The organism is Collinsella sp. Sow4_E3, from assembly GCF_052116285.1.
In the GTDB taxonomy this organism is placed as follows: domain Bacteria; phylum Actinomycetota; class Coriobacteriia; order Coriobacteriales; family Coriobacteriaceae; genus Collinsella.
The window spans coordinates 413,293-428,152 of sequence record NZ_JBQKLJ010000001.1; the positions used below are offsets into that span (position 1 = coordinate 413,293).

9 protein-coding genes and 3 tRNA genes are annotated in these 14,860 nt (G+C 59.8%); 8 read left to right on the forward strand and 4 right to left on the reverse strand.

Going from position 1 to position 14,860, the window contains the following annotated elements:
* The first annotated feature begins 157 nt into the window (after positions 1–157).
* Positions 158–757, forward strand: a complete 600-nt coding sequence (locus tag ACTQ48_RS01710) for an HD domain-containing protein (RefSeq protein ID WP_441569966.1) — start codon at positions 158–160, stop codon at positions 755–757.
* An 883-nt stretch (positions 758–1,640) separates the two neighbouring features.
* Here ACTQ48_RS01710 and ACTQ48_RS01715 read toward each other — a convergent pair.
* Positions 1,641–2,126, reverse strand: a complete 486-nt coding sequence (locus ACTQ48_RS01715; protein WP_441569967.1) for a CarD family transcriptional regulator — start codon at positions 2,124–2,126, stop codon at positions 1,641–1,643.
* 342 nt (positions 2,127–2,468) lie between these two features.
* On the opposite strand from ACTQ48_RS01715, the gene argS reads away from it, so the two are divergent.
* The 4 genes from argS to ACTQ48_RS01735 all read left to right on the forward strand — a co-directional run bounded on the left by argS (position 2,469) and on the right by ACTQ48_RS01735 (position 9,900).
* The gene (argS, locus tag ACTQ48_RS01720) at positions 2,469–4,322 is read left to right on the forward strand and encodes an arginine--tRNA ligase (protein WP_427796045.1); all 1,854 of its coding nucleotides are present in this window, start codon (positions 2,469–2,471) and stop codon (positions 4,320–4,322) included.
* Between the two features lie 981 nt (positions 4,323–5,303).
* Complete coding sequence (gene rho / locus ACTQ48_RS01725) at positions 5,304–7,682, forward strand: transcription termination factor Rho (protein ID WP_441569968.1); 2,379 nt, start codon at positions 5,304–5,306, stop codon at positions 7,680–7,682.
* A gap of 313 nt (positions 7,683–7,995) precedes the next feature.
* The gene (locus tag ACTQ48_RS01730) at positions 7,996–9,444 is read left to right on the forward strand and encodes a hypothetical protein (RefSeq protein WP_441569969.1); all 1,449 of its coding nucleotides are present in this window, start codon (positions 7,996–7,998) and stop codon (positions 9,442–9,444) included.
* Positions 9,445–9,450: 6 nt separating this feature from the next.
* On the forward strand, positions 9,451–9,900 hold the full coding sequence (locus tag ACTQ48_RS01735; protein WP_427794116.1) for a VanZ family protein: 450 nt from the start codon (positions 9,451–9,453) through the stop codon (positions 9,898–9,900).
* Positions 9,901–10,013: 113 nt separating this feature from the next.
* On the opposite strand, the gene ACTQ48_RS01740 is transcribed toward ACTQ48_RS01735, so the two are convergent.
* Positions 10,014–10,904 carry an ROK family protein gene (locus ACTQ48_RS01740; protein ID WP_441569970.1) on the reverse strand — a complete coding sequence of 297 codons (891 nt, stop codon included), beginning with the start codon at positions 10,902–10,904 and terminating at the stop codon, positions 10,014–10,016.
* A gap of 140 nt (positions 10,905–11,044) precedes the next feature.
* Positions 11,045–12,226 (reverse strand): pyridoxal phosphate-dependent aminotransferase, encoded by a 1,182-nt coding sequence (locus tag ACTQ48_RS01745; protein WP_441569971.1) that lies wholly within the window; start codon positions 12,224–12,226, stop codon positions 11,045–11,047.
* Between the two features lie 165 nt (positions 12,227–12,391).
* On the opposite strand from ACTQ48_RS01745, the gene ACTQ48_RS01750 reads away from it, so the two are divergent.
* The 3 genes from ACTQ48_RS01750 to ACTQ48_RS01760 all read left to right on the forward strand — a co-directional run bounded on the left by ACTQ48_RS01750 (position 12,392) and on the right by ACTQ48_RS01760 (position 12,685).
* Positions 12,392–12,468, forward strand: a tRNA-His gene (locus ACTQ48_RS01750).
* A gap of 22 nt (positions 12,469–12,490) precedes the next feature.
* Positions 12,491–12,566 (forward strand) — tRNA-Lys (locus tag ACTQ48_RS01755).
* A 43-nt stretch (positions 12,567–12,609) separates the two neighbouring features.
* Positions 12,610–12,685: transfer RNA gene (locus tag ACTQ48_RS01760), tRNA-Lys, on the forward strand.
* 391 nt (positions 12,686–13,076) lie between these two features.
* Here ACTQ48_RS01760 and ACTQ48_RS01765 read toward each other — a convergent pair.
* Entirely contained in the window at positions 13,077–14,603 is a 1,527-nt protein-coding gene (locus tag ACTQ48_RS01765) for an FAD-dependent oxidoreductase (RefSeq protein WP_441569972.1), read from the reverse strand.
* Positions 14,604–14,860 lie beyond the last annotated feature (257 nt).

A 14,860-nucleotide genomic window follows, 5' to 3' on the forward strand; every position in this document is an offset into this window, starting at 1 on the left:
GACAGGTTTATTTTGGCAGGTTTTATCTGCGGTTTTGCCGGGCGACGCGTTCGCCCGGCTTTTTTCTCCGTATGCCTTTTCTGCCTTCCGGCTTGAGCCGCGGCGATATACGATAGTGACACCGTGTCCTAGCACCGACTCACCTGGAGGTATTGCCATGTCTCAGACGCTTTCCGCTGGAATCACCCGCGACCGTGCGTTCGAACTGCTCAACGAGCACAACAAAGATCCGTTCCACATCACCCACGGCGAGACGGTCGAGGGCACCATGCGCTACTTTGCGCGCGAGTTCGACCCCGAGAACGAGGAGTTTTGGGGCATCGTCGGCCTGCTGCACGACTTGGATTGGGAGGAGCATGAGGACGACCCCGTGAACCACACCATCTATGCTGCCGAGATTCTGGAGAGCGAGGGCGCATCGCCCGAGCTCATCCGCGCCATCCAGACGCATACCTCGGACTTCAATACCTCGCTGCCCAAGCCCGAGCTGCAGATGGAAAAGATCCTGTTTGCCTGCGACGAACTTACCGGCCTGATTGGGGCTGCCGTGATCATGCGTCCGAGCAAGAGCGTCATGGACTTTACGACCAAGTCGCTCAAGAAGAAGTTCAAGGACAAGCGCTTTGCCGCCGGCTGCTCGCGCGACGTGATTTCGCAGGGCGCCGAGATGCTGGGCTGGGAGCTCCCCGAGCTTTTCGACCGCACCATCGCGGCCATGCAGTCCTTCGCGCCCGACCGCGACACCTTCCAGGCCTAACCTGCCAAAAAGGGACAGGTTTATTTTGGTAGGTTTTATCTGGGAAGACGCTTCCGTTGGACGTTATTCAGCGGAAGCGTTTTCTGTTTAACATGGTGGCGCTTGCGAATGGCGGCGCCTCGCGGCAGGCAGCTGCGCTTCGCCGTATCCGTAACTCGGCAAACGCGACGCTAGGACGCGTTCCTGATAATCCATATTCCGAGTCCGGTCAACAGCTGAACCTGCTTAACGGTTAGCCCCTGTTTTCGAAGCGCGAGAATCGCCTCATTGCGAAGTGGCTTGGAGACGGATTTGAGTTCCGTCGGAGCACATCCTGCGACACTCTGCACGATTGCCGTGCCAAATGAATATGGTTTCCCATAAGGCACCAAGCGATAAGCTCGATATTGTGTTTGGGGAGGATTGCATCGAGGATCTGAAGCATGGCGATTCGGTCCTCGGCATCGTCAAACAGCAATTGCCCTCCGTTTCCACGCAACGTGACGTGGAAATAACCGGTTGGTGACTTTGAACGAGGTTTTCTCGGCATGGCCCCTCCTTTAGCTTGGATGGGCTGAAGATACCTCATTCGGGGGCTTCGGTTGTCGAGATTCAGTTTACCGACTATAGCTGCTACCTGCCGAAATGTTATTGCGTTTTCAAATTGATGCTTTTTAATGGTAATTGAGCAAGACGGGTGCGCTTGTTGCGGATACGGGCGTTGGTTGCGTCGATCTGGACGGCCCTCGCGTGATGTCATCACAAATGGGCTTCACGCATTTTCGCGGCGATAGAAAAATGGCCGGGGCTTACAAAAAAACGGAGCACCCGACCATTTACCAATTGTTTGTTGACGTTTCCCCAGATAAAACCTGCCAAAATAAACCTGTCCCTTTTTGGCAGGTTAGTTGAGGGCGGCTTGGGATAGGCGGGCTTCGGCGTCTTCCTCGGTGACGCCCAAGGCCACGGCAATCTCCTCGATGGAGCGGCGCTTGGCTTCCTTGAGTACGCGCATGTAGTAGGAGCTGGGCTTTTTATCTGCTTCCTCGGCCTGGCGAATACGGTGCATCATTGTTTTTGCCACGCGGACCGTCTCGGGCGCACCCAGTTTGAGCTGCTGCTTAAAGTGCGTCTCCTCGAGCGAGCTGTTGCGCTCGGTAAAGGTGTCGCACTCCAGCTCGTCGTAATGGCTCAGTAGGTGCTCGGCATCTTGCTGGGAGATGGCGGCATGCAGACGGTCGGCCTGCGCCACGGGGTACATGAGGATCGTCTGCGCATGTCCCTGCTTGGTCTCGAGCAACAGCATGGGCTGCGGTGTGTCGTCCCTAAAACCGACGACGGTGCAGACTCCCTGACCCGGATGAATGACGTGTTGACCGATTGAGAACATGCTACCTCCAACTTATACGAATTTACATATGTCTAGAATACCACGCTGACGTGCGCAAACCCTTACTTTATGCAGGAAAAGCACACAAATCCGATAGGTAAGAGTATTCGATACTCTGTCTGGCTCATGCACATGTTTATGCATTTTCGGCGGGTGCACAACCAGCAGGCAGACCGCCATCTTTGAATGGCCTTGCGACAACTGTGGTCAATTATGTGCATATGCAATATCGATTGACTTTACCCTGCGACAGTAGTTACCGCTTGTGATAGAGTGCTGCAAACTCTGGCTTTTGCCCTACGAGTGACCAAGAGCTCGGGGGCTTTAACACAAGGAGGATCTATGCCCGAGAAGATTGAAGAGCTGGTACGCGCTGCGCTTGCTGCGGCCCAGGAGGCCGGCGACCTTTCCGCATTTGAACTTGACGATTGCGCTATCGAGCGACCGGCTGACACTTCTCATGGCGAGTGGACCTCCACCATGGCTCTGAAGTCCGCCAAGCTGGCTCACTGCGCCCCGCGCAAGATCGCCGAGGCCGTTGTTGCCCATATGCCCGAGGATCCTGCGATCGAGAAGGTCGAGATCGCCGGCCCTGGCTTCATCAACTTCTACCTCTCCGTCGCCGTCAAGAACGCCATCTTCGGCGAGGCTCGCGAGAAGGGCATGGACTTCGCTAAGTCCAACGTCGGCGGCGGCCTGAAGACCCAGGTCGAGTTTGTCTCCGCCAACCCCGTCGGCCCCATGCATATTGGCCATGGCCGTTGGGCCGCTCTGGGCGACTCCCTCTGCCGCGTTATGGACCATGCCGGTTACGATATCCAGCGTGAGTTCTATATCAACGACCACGGCTCTCAGATGAACACCTTCGGCAACTCCATCAGCACGCGCTATATGCAGCTTGCCGACATCATCGCCAAGCAGGGCGTGGATATCGACGAGGCTCACAAGCTGCTGATTGCCGACCGCGATGCCTTTGTTGCCGACGAGAACGACGAGCATCCCGAGACCCATCCGTATCAGGACAACTTTGCCGAGACTCTGGGCAAGGACTCCTACGGCGGCGACTACATCATCGACGAGGCCGCCGAGTTCTGGCGCACCGACGGTGATAAGTGGGTCGACGCCGATCCGCAGGAGCGTATGGAGAGCTTCCGCGAGCGCGGCTACGTAAAGATGGTCGACAACATGCGCGACCTTTGCCACGCCGTCAACTGCGACTTCGATCGTTGGTTCTCCGAGCGCTCGCTGTACGTGAAGGACACCGAGGGCGAGACCGCCGGCACCTCCGCCGTCGACCGCGCTTTTGAGAAGCTCGACAAGATGGGCTACCTCTACACCAAGGACGGAGCCCTGTGGTTCCGCTCCACCGACCTGGGCGACGACAAGGACCGCGTTCTGATCAAGTCCGACGGCGAGTACACCTACTTCGCCTCCGACGTCGCCTATCACTGGGATAAGTTCCAGCGCGTCGACCACGTCATCGACATCTGGGGCGCCGACCACCATGGCTACATCGACCGCGTCCGCTGTGTTTGCGACGCTCTTGGCTATCCCGGCAAGTTCGAGGTTCTGCTGGGCCAGCTCGTCAACCTGCTGCGCAACGGCAAGCCCGTCCGTATGTCCAAGCGCAAGGGCACCATGGTGACCCTGCAGGAGCTTGTTGACGAGGTCGGCTCCGACGCCGCCCGTTACACGCTCATCTCCAAGAGCTCCAACCAGATGGTCGACTTCGATATCGAGGCCGTTAAGAAGCGTGATAACTCCAACCCGGTCTACTACGTGCAGTACGCTCACGCTCGTGTGTGCTCCATTCTGCGCCGTGCCGCTGACGTTACGCCCGAGCAGGCTGACGAGATGGGCATGAAGGCCGTCGCCGCCAAGGCCATCGGTGAGAACGTCGATTACTCGCTGCTGACCGACCCCACCGAGCTTGCCCTTTCGCGTAAGCTCAACGAGCTCACCGACCTCATCGCCAGCTGCGCTCGCGACCGCGCCCCGTTCCGTCTGACGCACTTTGCCGAGGAGCTCGCCGGCGACTTCCACAGCTTCTACGCTGCCTGCCAGGTGCTTCCGAGCGAGGGCCGTCCCGTCGACCCCGAGCTTTCGCGCGCCCGTCTGGCCGCTTGCGACGCCGTCCGCGTGACGCTCGCCCTGGTGCTCACTCTGGTTGGCGTTTCTGCACCCGAGCAGATGTAATCTACGGGTCGTTTGACCGTGTAGGTTTGGCTTTGCTGAGCCCTATAAGCCCGATCTCCCATGCGGAGGTCGGGCTTTTTGCGTTTGGCGGGGCTTTTTGGCGTGTTGGAAAATGCTACAAAAACGCAACTATACCGGTTTACGGGGCTGAATCGCTGCCTGGCGACCATAGCAACAGCAGCGAAAATAAAATCGCAGGTAGACGGCTTGCCGAATATTAAAAATGCAGGGTATGGTTGGCTTACGCCGTTCTTGCACCGTAATCCGCGATCGTTTTGAAAACGACCCCTTGGGGACGGAGGAAAACGGATCATTTTTGTCCGGTGGGAGAGCAGTGCGAAACCGTCCGCCACGAATCGGGCTTATCTACTACGTTTAGTCGCATACCCCGAACCATGCCGAAAAGTACGATATTAAAACCGCAGGTAGCGGGCTTGCGATTTTAGGAAGATCGAGGGGATGGTCAGGGGTCGCGGGTCAAACGTAGTAGATAGGCGCGTTTCGTGGCGCGGCTATTCCGGATGCCACGGCTTCACTCTTCTGGTGCGACAGAGGAAGCGCTTTTGAGGGAGAGTGTCCCTTTTGACCAGTTGTATAAGAACGTCCAATGACTAAGTTGCAGGTGGTGGCGGTTGTGTTACACTAACGCTGCGTATTTGACGTAATCATCTCGATACAGATCAATGATGCCCGTTGTGTTTTGAACGGAGCTAGACTGTTTAGCCGCCCTGAAGGTTTATGCAGGGAGCATGTGATCACAGGGCTTTAAAAGAAAGTTGAGCAAACACTGTGTCTGATCAACAGCAAGAAAATGAAATAAGCACGGCACAAACCACTCCCGCTGCACCGGTTGCGTTGGACCAGATCGCGAAACCCGCACCGTCGCAGGCGTCGGTCCCCGAGACACACCAGAACGCTGCCTCGGCTTCGAGTGAGAACCCTGTTCCCGTCGCACCTGTTACCGGGGAGGAGGCTGCGCCCGTGAAGCCCAAGCGCACGCGTCGTGTGGCCAAGCCCGCTGCGGATGGCGATGAGGCTGCAAAGCCTAAACGCCGCACCACGCGCACGACGCGTGCCAAGCGTCCGGTTTCCGCCGAGGTTTCGGCGCCGCTTTCAGATGAGGTTGCGCAGGCCCGCGCGCTTGCGCAGATCAGCGAAGCCCAGGTTGTTCGTGCTCGCCGTCGTGCCGCCGAGCGCGATGCCGCGGCTCTGACCGAACTCGCGGCTCCGTCCGCCCCCGAGGCGCCTTCGGCTCCGGCTCCCGAGCAGGTAGCAGAAACGCCGGCTCCGCGCACGCGCCGTCGCACGGCGGCCAAGGTCCAGCAGGCTGCCGAGCAGGCTTCGTCCGATGCCGCCGAGACCCCGGTTCGCTCTGCGGCGGAGGAGGACGCTTCCTCTGCTGAGTCTGTCGTGCCTGCCGAGGCCGGCGGTGCATTTGTCGTCGATCCTGCTTTGCGCCCGCATCGCCGCGGCCGCAAGCCCAAGGCATTTGTCGAGGCGGAGAAGGCGGCCGCTGCCGCGGCTTCTGTCCAAGATGCCCCGGCGTTCGTCGAGCCTACAGCGGCTGCCGTGGTTTCGGCCGAGGGTGCTGATGTTCCTGAGGTCGCTGTTTCTGCCGCTGCCGAGTCTGCCGACGTTCGTCCCGGGCGCAGCCGTCACACCGCAGCCAAACGCCCAGCTAAGGCAGAGGCGAAGTCCGGCGCCGAATCTGCGGTAGCTGAGTCTACCGAGGCGAGTGTCGACACGACTCCCGAGACGGAGGGCGCCGATCGGTCGGCAGGCGAGAAGCCCAAGCGCACGCGCAAGAAATCTTCCAAGACCAAGTCTGCCGAACAGCAGGGGGATGCTGAGCAACAGCCCGAGTCCGACGCTAAGTCGGACGGCGAGACCCCGGCGACCGCCGATGCGCCCACGACGCCTGCCGTCGAGAGCGCTGAGGCCGAAGAGGGTTCCCGCCCCAACCGCCGTCAGCACAAGCGCAACGATGAGCGCAGCGAGCGCAAGGATGATCGCAACAACGACCGCCGCAGCCGTCAGCGCGACCGCAAACAGCGCAACAAGGAGCGCAACGCAGCTCCGACCGAGCCAACGCTTTCGCGCGAGGAGCTCGCGGCCATGAAGGTCGCCGAGCTGCGCGAGAAGGCCAAAGAGTTCGAGATCGAGACGACCGGCAAGAAGAAGGCCGAGCTCGTCGAAGAGATCTACACGACCGCCGCGAAGGCCGAGGGCTTCCGCGATATTAAGGGCATCCTGCAGATTCGCCCGGACAGCTCCGGCATCATCCATGCCCACGGCTACATGAAGTCCAATGACGACGCCTTCGTGCCCGCCTACCTCATCCGCTCCGCGCGTCTGCGCACGGGCGACGTGATCGAGGGTTCGCTTCGCCCCTCGCGCGGCGGCGACAAGCGTGCCGGTCTCGCCAAAATTACGACCGTCAACGGTCTTGATCCTGAGCAGGCCCGTAACCGCCCCAAGTTCGGCGATCTCACGCCGGTCTACCCCAATGAGCCGCTGCGCATGGAGCATGGCAAGGATTCCATTACCGGTCGCGCCATCGATATCGTGTCGCCGATCGGCAAGGGCCAGCGTGGCCTGATCGTGTCACCGCCCAAGGCCGGTAAGACCACGATTCTCAAGAAGATCTGCCAGTCTATCTCGATCAACAATCCCGAGGTGCACCTCATCTGCCTGCTCGTCGACGAGCGCCCCGAAGAGGTCACCGATATGCAGCGCTCCATTGAGGGCGAGGTCGTGGCCTCCACCTTCGATATGCCCGCCGACAACCATACCCGCGTGGCCGAGCTCGTCATCGAGCGCGCCAAGCGCATCGTGGAGCTGGGCGGCGACGTCGTGGTGGTGCTCGACTCCATCACGCGTCTTGCCCGTGCGTACAACCTGGCGGCGCCCGCCTCGGGCCGCATCCTTTCGGGCGGCGTCGATTCGGCGGCCCTGTATCCGCCCAAGCGCTTCCTGGGTGCTGCCCGCAATATCGAAAACGGCGGCTCACTCACCATCCTTGCTTCCGCCCTTATCGATACCGGCTCCAAGATGGACGAGGTCATCTTTGAGGAGTTCAAGGGCACCGGCAACATGGAGCTCAAGCTCGACCGTGATCTGGCCGACCGCCGCATCTTCCCGGCCATCGACCCCGTTGCCTCGGGCACGCGCAACGAGGACCTGTTGGTCGACGAGCAGATGCGCCCGTTTGTCTTTGGCCTGCGCCGCATCCTCGCCGGCATGAACAATACCGAGCGCGCGGCCGCGTCGTTTATCAAGGGCCTTAAGGGCACTAATACCAACCAGGAATTTTTGGTGCGTTCGGCCAAAAAGCACAGCGATTACGAGCAGATGTTCTAGTCCGTCCGCTGCACGCGACAGCAACCATAGACATGCCAGAAGGGCCGGGGTTTAGATCCTGGCCCTTTTCGTATAGCCGCTCGCCAACGATTATTGACCTTACGACCGGCAAGCAGCGATTTTCCCGTTTCAATTCCGCTTCGTCGCTTGCAATCCCCAAGGGGGTTTCGCATAATAGCAGTTAAGCTTCGCGACGGAAAACGCAGATGAAACGAACCTTATACCGTTGCTTTGGGGCTCAGGCCCCGCTTCATCTTCTCTCGCGCAGCCAACTGAATGATGCGATTTGGGTGCTGGAAGATGGGGAGAGCTCATGGCTTCTTCTGATGCAACACAACGAGCAGTCCTTGCCGGACTTTCCTGCGGGATCGGCCTTGCCGCACCCGTGGTCGTGTATGCCGCTACACTGCCGTTTTCGTCAATCAACGAGACGGTCGTCGCGGGTGCTGTTCCCTTTGCCGTGGGCGCAGTGGCCGGCGTGGGTATCTATGCCGCCTCGCTGGGTATCTCTGAGTATCGTGCGGAGCACGATGGCCGCCTGTTTGAGCCCGATGCCGTGGGCGGCGCCGCTCAGTTTAGTCGGACCTACAACGAGTTCAAGACCGCCTCTATTCCCGTTCAGCAGGAGGAGGCTGCTCCCCGGGCTGCTGCTCCTGTCACCTTGGACGAGCAGGGTCAATCCTCTTCGCTTCTCTCCGGTCTGACCGGCGCGTTTCAGCGCCGCCACGCCGATGATGGCGTTCCGACCATCGCCCGTGCCGCCAATGCCATGGACGAGGCCGATGCCTGGGCTATGATCGATAGCATGCTCGACGACGATTCGCCGGTTAGCTGCGATCCCGCTCGCTCGCGAGATATCTACCAGGTCGCAATTGACGAGCTCACAAACGGTGAAAAGACTGGCTCCTATAACCGCGACGACATCGCTGCTGCCGCACGTGCCGTCTCGGGCTCTCATGCCGCCCCTGCGGGCAGCACTGCAGCTTTCGTGGCGCTTGTGGCCAACGCTGCCAACAATGCCGCCTATAACGGTGCTGCGTCGGCTGCGTACGCCTCTGCCGCGGCGGCCGCTTCGACCGGCCAGCAGGGCGCAGCTCAGCCGGCTCCTGTCGCCGACCCCTTTGCCGATGAGCCCCTGGTTGTCGACGAGGAGACCATCGCCGCTCGTCGTGCTGCCGAAAGCTCGCTTTGGGGCGCTTCGGCCCAAATGCAGGCCGCGGAGGCGGTGCCGTACAACGCCAAGCTCGCCAGCATGCCCATCATTTCCGATGCCAAGGGTGTGGATCTCGCCGATTTGGACGAGCCCGCCGCCATCACTGCCTCTATCGATGCCCAGAATCGCGTGGATACCGACAGTCTCCCCGATGCCTCCCTCGAGGAAGATATCCCCATGGCCGATTATTCGGGCCACGAGGACATGTGGGCCGCCGCCATGGCGATCATGGCCGAGGTCGCCGAGCCCGCCCCCGCGCCGATGCCCACGCCTGCAGCCTCACCTGTCTCGGTTGCTCCCGTCTATGTCGGCCGCCACAGCTCCGTGTTTCCCGAGGATACCGCGCGTATCTCGCGCGAGGGTATCGAGCGCGCCGAGGCTATCGCCGCCGGCGTTATGGAAAACCGTCGCCACGAGCGCGTCAATCAGATCCTTGAGGAAGAGATCGAGCGCCTGCAGTCCTCTACCGCCAAGCGTACGGGCCGTGCCTATTTGAGTGTTATCGAGGGCGGTACCGCCAGTTTTACGCCGCTTCGTGCCGAGGCCTAGTTCTGCATGATTAAGATCGATCGTAAGTGGGCGGTTGCGGCCTGCGCCATGGTGTTGCTGATCTGGGGCAATTCACTGGTTCCCGGCACGGGGTCCGGCTCACTGAGCCTGGCGATCATGGAGGACGTCCGCGGGTTTTTGCATAGCTTGAGCCTGCCGTATGAATGGGTAACCAACTTTGTCGTCCGCAAGTGCGCACACTTTACCGAGTATATGGTGCTCGGTGTTTTGGTGACACATGCCTTTGATATCGAGGGTCGACGCACTTTTGACAGACTGCTTCCTACGGTGGTTTTTCTGTTGCTGGTCCCCTCAATCGACGAGACGATTCAGTTATTTGTGCCGGGGCGCGCCGGTATGATTACCGACGTGATGATTGACTGCTGCGGAGCGGCTACCGGCGTCGTGCTCCGATATCTCCTCCGATCGCTTGTATGCACCAAAAAGGCCGCCTAGGACGTTTTGCTTGGTCCTAGACGGCCTTGTGCGTTTGGGGGCCCTGCAGGACGCGATAGCGTTGTCTGCGCGTTATACGGGCCCGGCAATACCGTGTGTCGTTGGTGCACCCTTTACTGGAGCGCCTGTGCGCCAAGGGCCAGACAGCCCATGACGCCCTGCTTACCCTCGAGGCTGTTGTTGACAATGTAGGTATCGATGTCGTTGACCTCGGGCGTGACGATATAGCCGTTGAGCATCTCGGCGCACTTTTTGCGGGCGAGCGGCACGATGGGGGTGTGGTCGGCTACGCCGCCGCCGATGATGATCTTTTGCGGCGCATAGCACAGCGTGTAGGTCATGAGTGCCTGTGCCAGGTAGCCTGCGAGCAGGTCCATGGCCGCCGGGTCATCGGCCATGTCTCCGGCGCTTTTGCCATCCCAGCGCTTTTTAATGCCGGGGCCTGCGATGAGGCCCTCGAGGCAGTTGTCGTGGAAAGGACAGCCGCTGTGCTCGCCGATGGTGTCGCGCGGATCGCGTGTGACCAGGATGTGCCCTGCCTCGGGATGCATCATGCCATGAACGAGCTGGCCGCCCGAGAGCACACCGGCGCCCACACCGGTGCCGATGGTCAGATACACCACGTCGGTGAGGCCCTGGGCGCAGCCAAAGGTGACCTCGCCCAGGCAGGCGACGTTGACGTCGGTGTCGTAGCCACAGGGAATATTGAGCTCGTTTTGGATGGTGCCCAGCAGGTCAAAGTAGCGCCATGCCGTCTTGGGCGTCTCCAAGATCTTGCCGTATTGGGGCGAGGCAGGGTTGACTGCGGTGGGGCCAAAGGCGCCGATGCCCAGCGCGGCGATGCCCTTGTTTGCAAACCATGCGTTGACGGCCTCAACGGTCTCCTGTGGGGTCGTGGTTGCGATCTGCTCACGCTCCAGAACCGTACCGTCTGCATAGCCCGTGGCACAGACCATCTTGGTGCCGCCGGCCTCGAGCGCTCCGATAAGCTGCTGCTCTGCCATAGTATTCCTCCCCCTGGGACGAGTTGCTCCGTGACTAAAGTATAGCGCTTTAAACAAATTAAGAAAGCGCTATAAAAAGAAGCCCCACAACGCGCGTGCGGTGCGGGGCTTCTTTGGGTGCTTTAGTTGCCGGGCCGTCCTTACCCGCGCGGCTTGATTTTATCGCGTAGCGACTTGAGGTTCTCCAGCGCCGCGTTAATCGTCTCGTCTCGCTTGGCAAAGTGGAGGCGAATCAGATGGCTGACGGGCTCACGGAAGAAGCTCGAGCCGGGCACAGCGCCCACGCCCACCTTAGACGCGAGATCCTCGCAGAAGTCGAGGTCGCTGTCATAGCAAAACTCAGAGATGTCCATCATGACGTAGTAGGCGCCCTGCGGCACGTTATGCTCAAGACCAATGCTATCGAGCCCCTGACAGAACAGATCGCGCTTGGCTGTGTAGAGATCGAGGACCTCCTGGTAATAGCTGTCGTCGAAGTTGAGGGCGGTGACGACGGCTTCCTGCAGGGGAGCGGCGGCACCCACGGTGAGGAAGTCGTGGACCTTCTTGATGCGCTCGGTAATCTGGGCCGGGGCGATGGTGTAGCCCAGACGCCAGCCGGTGATGGAGTACGTCTTGGATAGCGAACTGCAGCTGATGGTGCGCTCGAACATGCCGGGCAGCGTGGCCATATAGACGTGCTCGTGGGGCGCGTAGACGATGTGCTCGTATACCTCGTCGGTGATGCAGTAGGCGTCGTACTTTTTGCAGAGATCGGCGATAAAGGTGAGCTCTTCGCGCGTAAAGACCTTACCGCAGGGATTGGAAGGGTTGCACAGGACGATGGCCTTGGGGTCGTTGTCGCGGAAGGCCGCCTCGAGTGTCTCGCGGTCAAAGTCGAATGTGGGCGGGTTGAGCGGCACGTAGATGGGCTCGGCACCCGAAAGGATCGTGTCGGCGCCGTAGTTCTCGTAGAAGGGCGAGAAGATGACGACCTTGTCGCCGGGGTTGGTGACCGTCATCATGGCAGCCATCATGGCCTCGGTGGAGCCGCAAGTGACCACGATGTTCTGGTTGGGGTCGATCGGTATGCCCATAAAGTGCTCCTGTTTGGCGGCAAGCGCCTCGCGCATGGCCTGGGAGCCCCAGGTGATGGAGTACTGGTGGTAGAGCGGCTTAGGGTCGGTGGCGATGGTGTTCAGACTCTTGAGCAGCTGCGCCGGGGGATCAAAGTCGGGGAAGCCCTGCGAGAGGTTGACGGCGCCGTACATATCGGAGATGCGCGTCATGCGGCGGATGACCGAATCGGTAAACGTTGCCGTGCGATTGGAGAGTTCTTTCATGCTTGTCCTTTCGAACATCGGGGTGGGGCAAGTTTACTCCTATGGAACCGGTGGGATTTGCTCGAAATGGATCCGAAAAACTCTTTTCAAAATTCTTGAAAATTGGGGCTTGCGTCGCGTGGCGTTCCTTGCAATAATAGTCGAGCGCGAAGCGCACAGGACACGGTGGGTGTAGCTCAGTTGGCTAGAGCGACGGGTTGTGGTCCCGTAGGTCGAGGGTTCGAGTCCCTTTACCCACCCCAGTTCTTGCTTCGTGTTGATATCGGGTCGTTAGCTCAGTTGGTAGAGCAGGGGACTCTTAATCCCAAGGTCCAGGGTTCGACCCCCTGACGGCCCACCACACGATATCTCCTCTAAAGTCCGCTACTACGGACTTTAGCTTTGGGTCGTTAGCTCAGTTGGTAGAGCAGGGGACTCTTAATCCCAAGGTCCAGGGTTCGACCCCCTGACGGCCCACCAGAGAACGTTAAAGCGACTGGCTTTGGCTGGTCGCTTTTTTGTTGACCTCGCATGGGGTCGAACCCGAAAGGGCGCGGAGCTGAGGAAATGCGTGAGCATTTACCAGCGCAGCGCGCAAGGCGCGAAGCGCCGCAGCGGCCGCCTGCGCAGCAGGCTGACCCCCTGACGGCCCACCAAAGCATGTTAAGACGGTCAGCGAAAGTTGGCCGTCTTTTTTGTTAACCATACATGGGTCGAACCCGAAAGGGCGCGGAGCTGAGAAATCTCCATTGTGATTCCCTTAGGGAAAACACGGCTAAAGCCCCCTAAGCGTGTTCTCCTTAGGGGAATCATGCTTACGGGGCTCGATACATGTTGAGTAATTGTGATCAAGCTCAAGGTGGGAATCGAATTAGTCCGCTCGATAGTGCGATCCGAGGCTTTCGGTCCGTTTGCGCATGGCTTTGACCATTTCCTGTGCTAGTTGAATCTGCGATTGCAGGCGGGCGAGGGCTGCGATTTCGCTGTCCTGAGCTTTCTGTGTGCTCAAGGTCGTTGCCTCCGTCTTCAAGCCCTCAAGCTCGTGTAGTGCCTTGGATAGGCCCCCTTCGGTGCGGTTGATCATGCAATAGGTACTCATCGTGTGCTTAAGTCCGCGGGTCAGGCGCTCGGCGTCTGTTGTGGCAATGCCATGCTGGGGGAGGGCGACATCCGCCTTTGGGGCCACCTCAGGTGCATTCTGTGCTGCTTGGGCTGCCGAGGCGCCCGCGATGCGCCCAAACACGATGCCGTTGGCGCTTGACAGGCCACCAATGCGATCGGCCCCGTGCATGCCGCCTGTCGCCTCGCCGCAGGCATAGAGGCCCTCAACGCCCGTGTACGCGGTCTTGTCGATTTTGATGCCGCCATTGGCGGCGTGGGCATACATCGCCACACGCATCTCGTCGGTCGGCGCGATGCCGTGCTCGTCTTGTAGCCAGGTGGCAAAGGTCTGCACAAACTCGGGAACGTCCTCGCGGGGGAAATCGTAGTGGAGCGCCAGACCTTCGGTACCCGCTTGATCGATGGCAAGATCGATGGCGCGGGAGGCCAAGCGCGAGGTGAAAGGACCATATCCGGAGCGTTGCTCAAGCAGATCGTCCAGCTTGTCGTCGGCGATATCGACCGGCTGGTCTACATGTACGTAGCGCCAGGTCTTCTCGTTAAAGACAAGGTTGCGCTTGGGCTCGATGAAGCCCGGCATCATCTGCATGAACTCTATATTAGTGAGCGTTGCGCCGTGTGCCAGCGCGATGGCCTGCGAGGAGCTGAGCACGTCGGCGGAAGTGAGGCTTCGCTCGAACAGGCCACCCGTGCCGCCCGCAGCGATGATGGTGGCCTTGGCTGCCATAGGTACGAGATGCTCGTTTGTGCGGTCGTAGAGTACGGTGCCGATAATCTTTCCGGTCGTGTCCTCAACAAGGTCGATAAGCTCGTGGCGGGGGAGCAGGTGAATGCCGAGAGACTTGATCTGGGCCGTACACGCGTCCTCAAGGGGCTTGCGGGTGAGGCCGCGCCAATTGCGTGTCTTATGGTCAAAGCAGGGGATAAATTGCTTTTGCTGGGCGCTCTCGGCGCTTTGCGGGCGTTGGAGCTCAACACCTAGATCCTGCTCGAGCCATTGGATGGCCTGGGGAATACCGTGGACGAACGTCTGGACGAGCGTAGGGTCGGCGACGCCGCCGCCGACGGCTTGGATGGTGTCGATGAGGTCCTGTTCGTCGTCTTCGTCGATGGGGCCAATAAGGCCAAGGCCCCAGGTGCCCGGGAAGAAGCTCGATCCGCTCATGGTCTTGCCGGCGCTTGCGACGGCAACGGTCGCGCCCGCGCGTGCCGCTTCTATGGCGGCACAAAGGCCCGCAATGCCAGATCCTATTACCAGTACATCAGTCGATTCCATGGGATTCCTTTCTCGTCCGGCGCATTTTCGCATGGGTGATCGACTAATGCGATGCAAAGGCCGCGCTATTCGGTAAAGGGCGAATATGGCAGGTGGACGTCATACGCATTCGCTGGCTTCGTCTCCGGGCATCTCGTATTTCGCTGCAACTGATATATCGGACATCTATTTTGGATTAGTCAATTTGAGACGGGGCTTTACGAGCTGTCCTGCGCCTCGGGTCGATCCGCTCGCCACGAAATGGGCCTATCTACTAC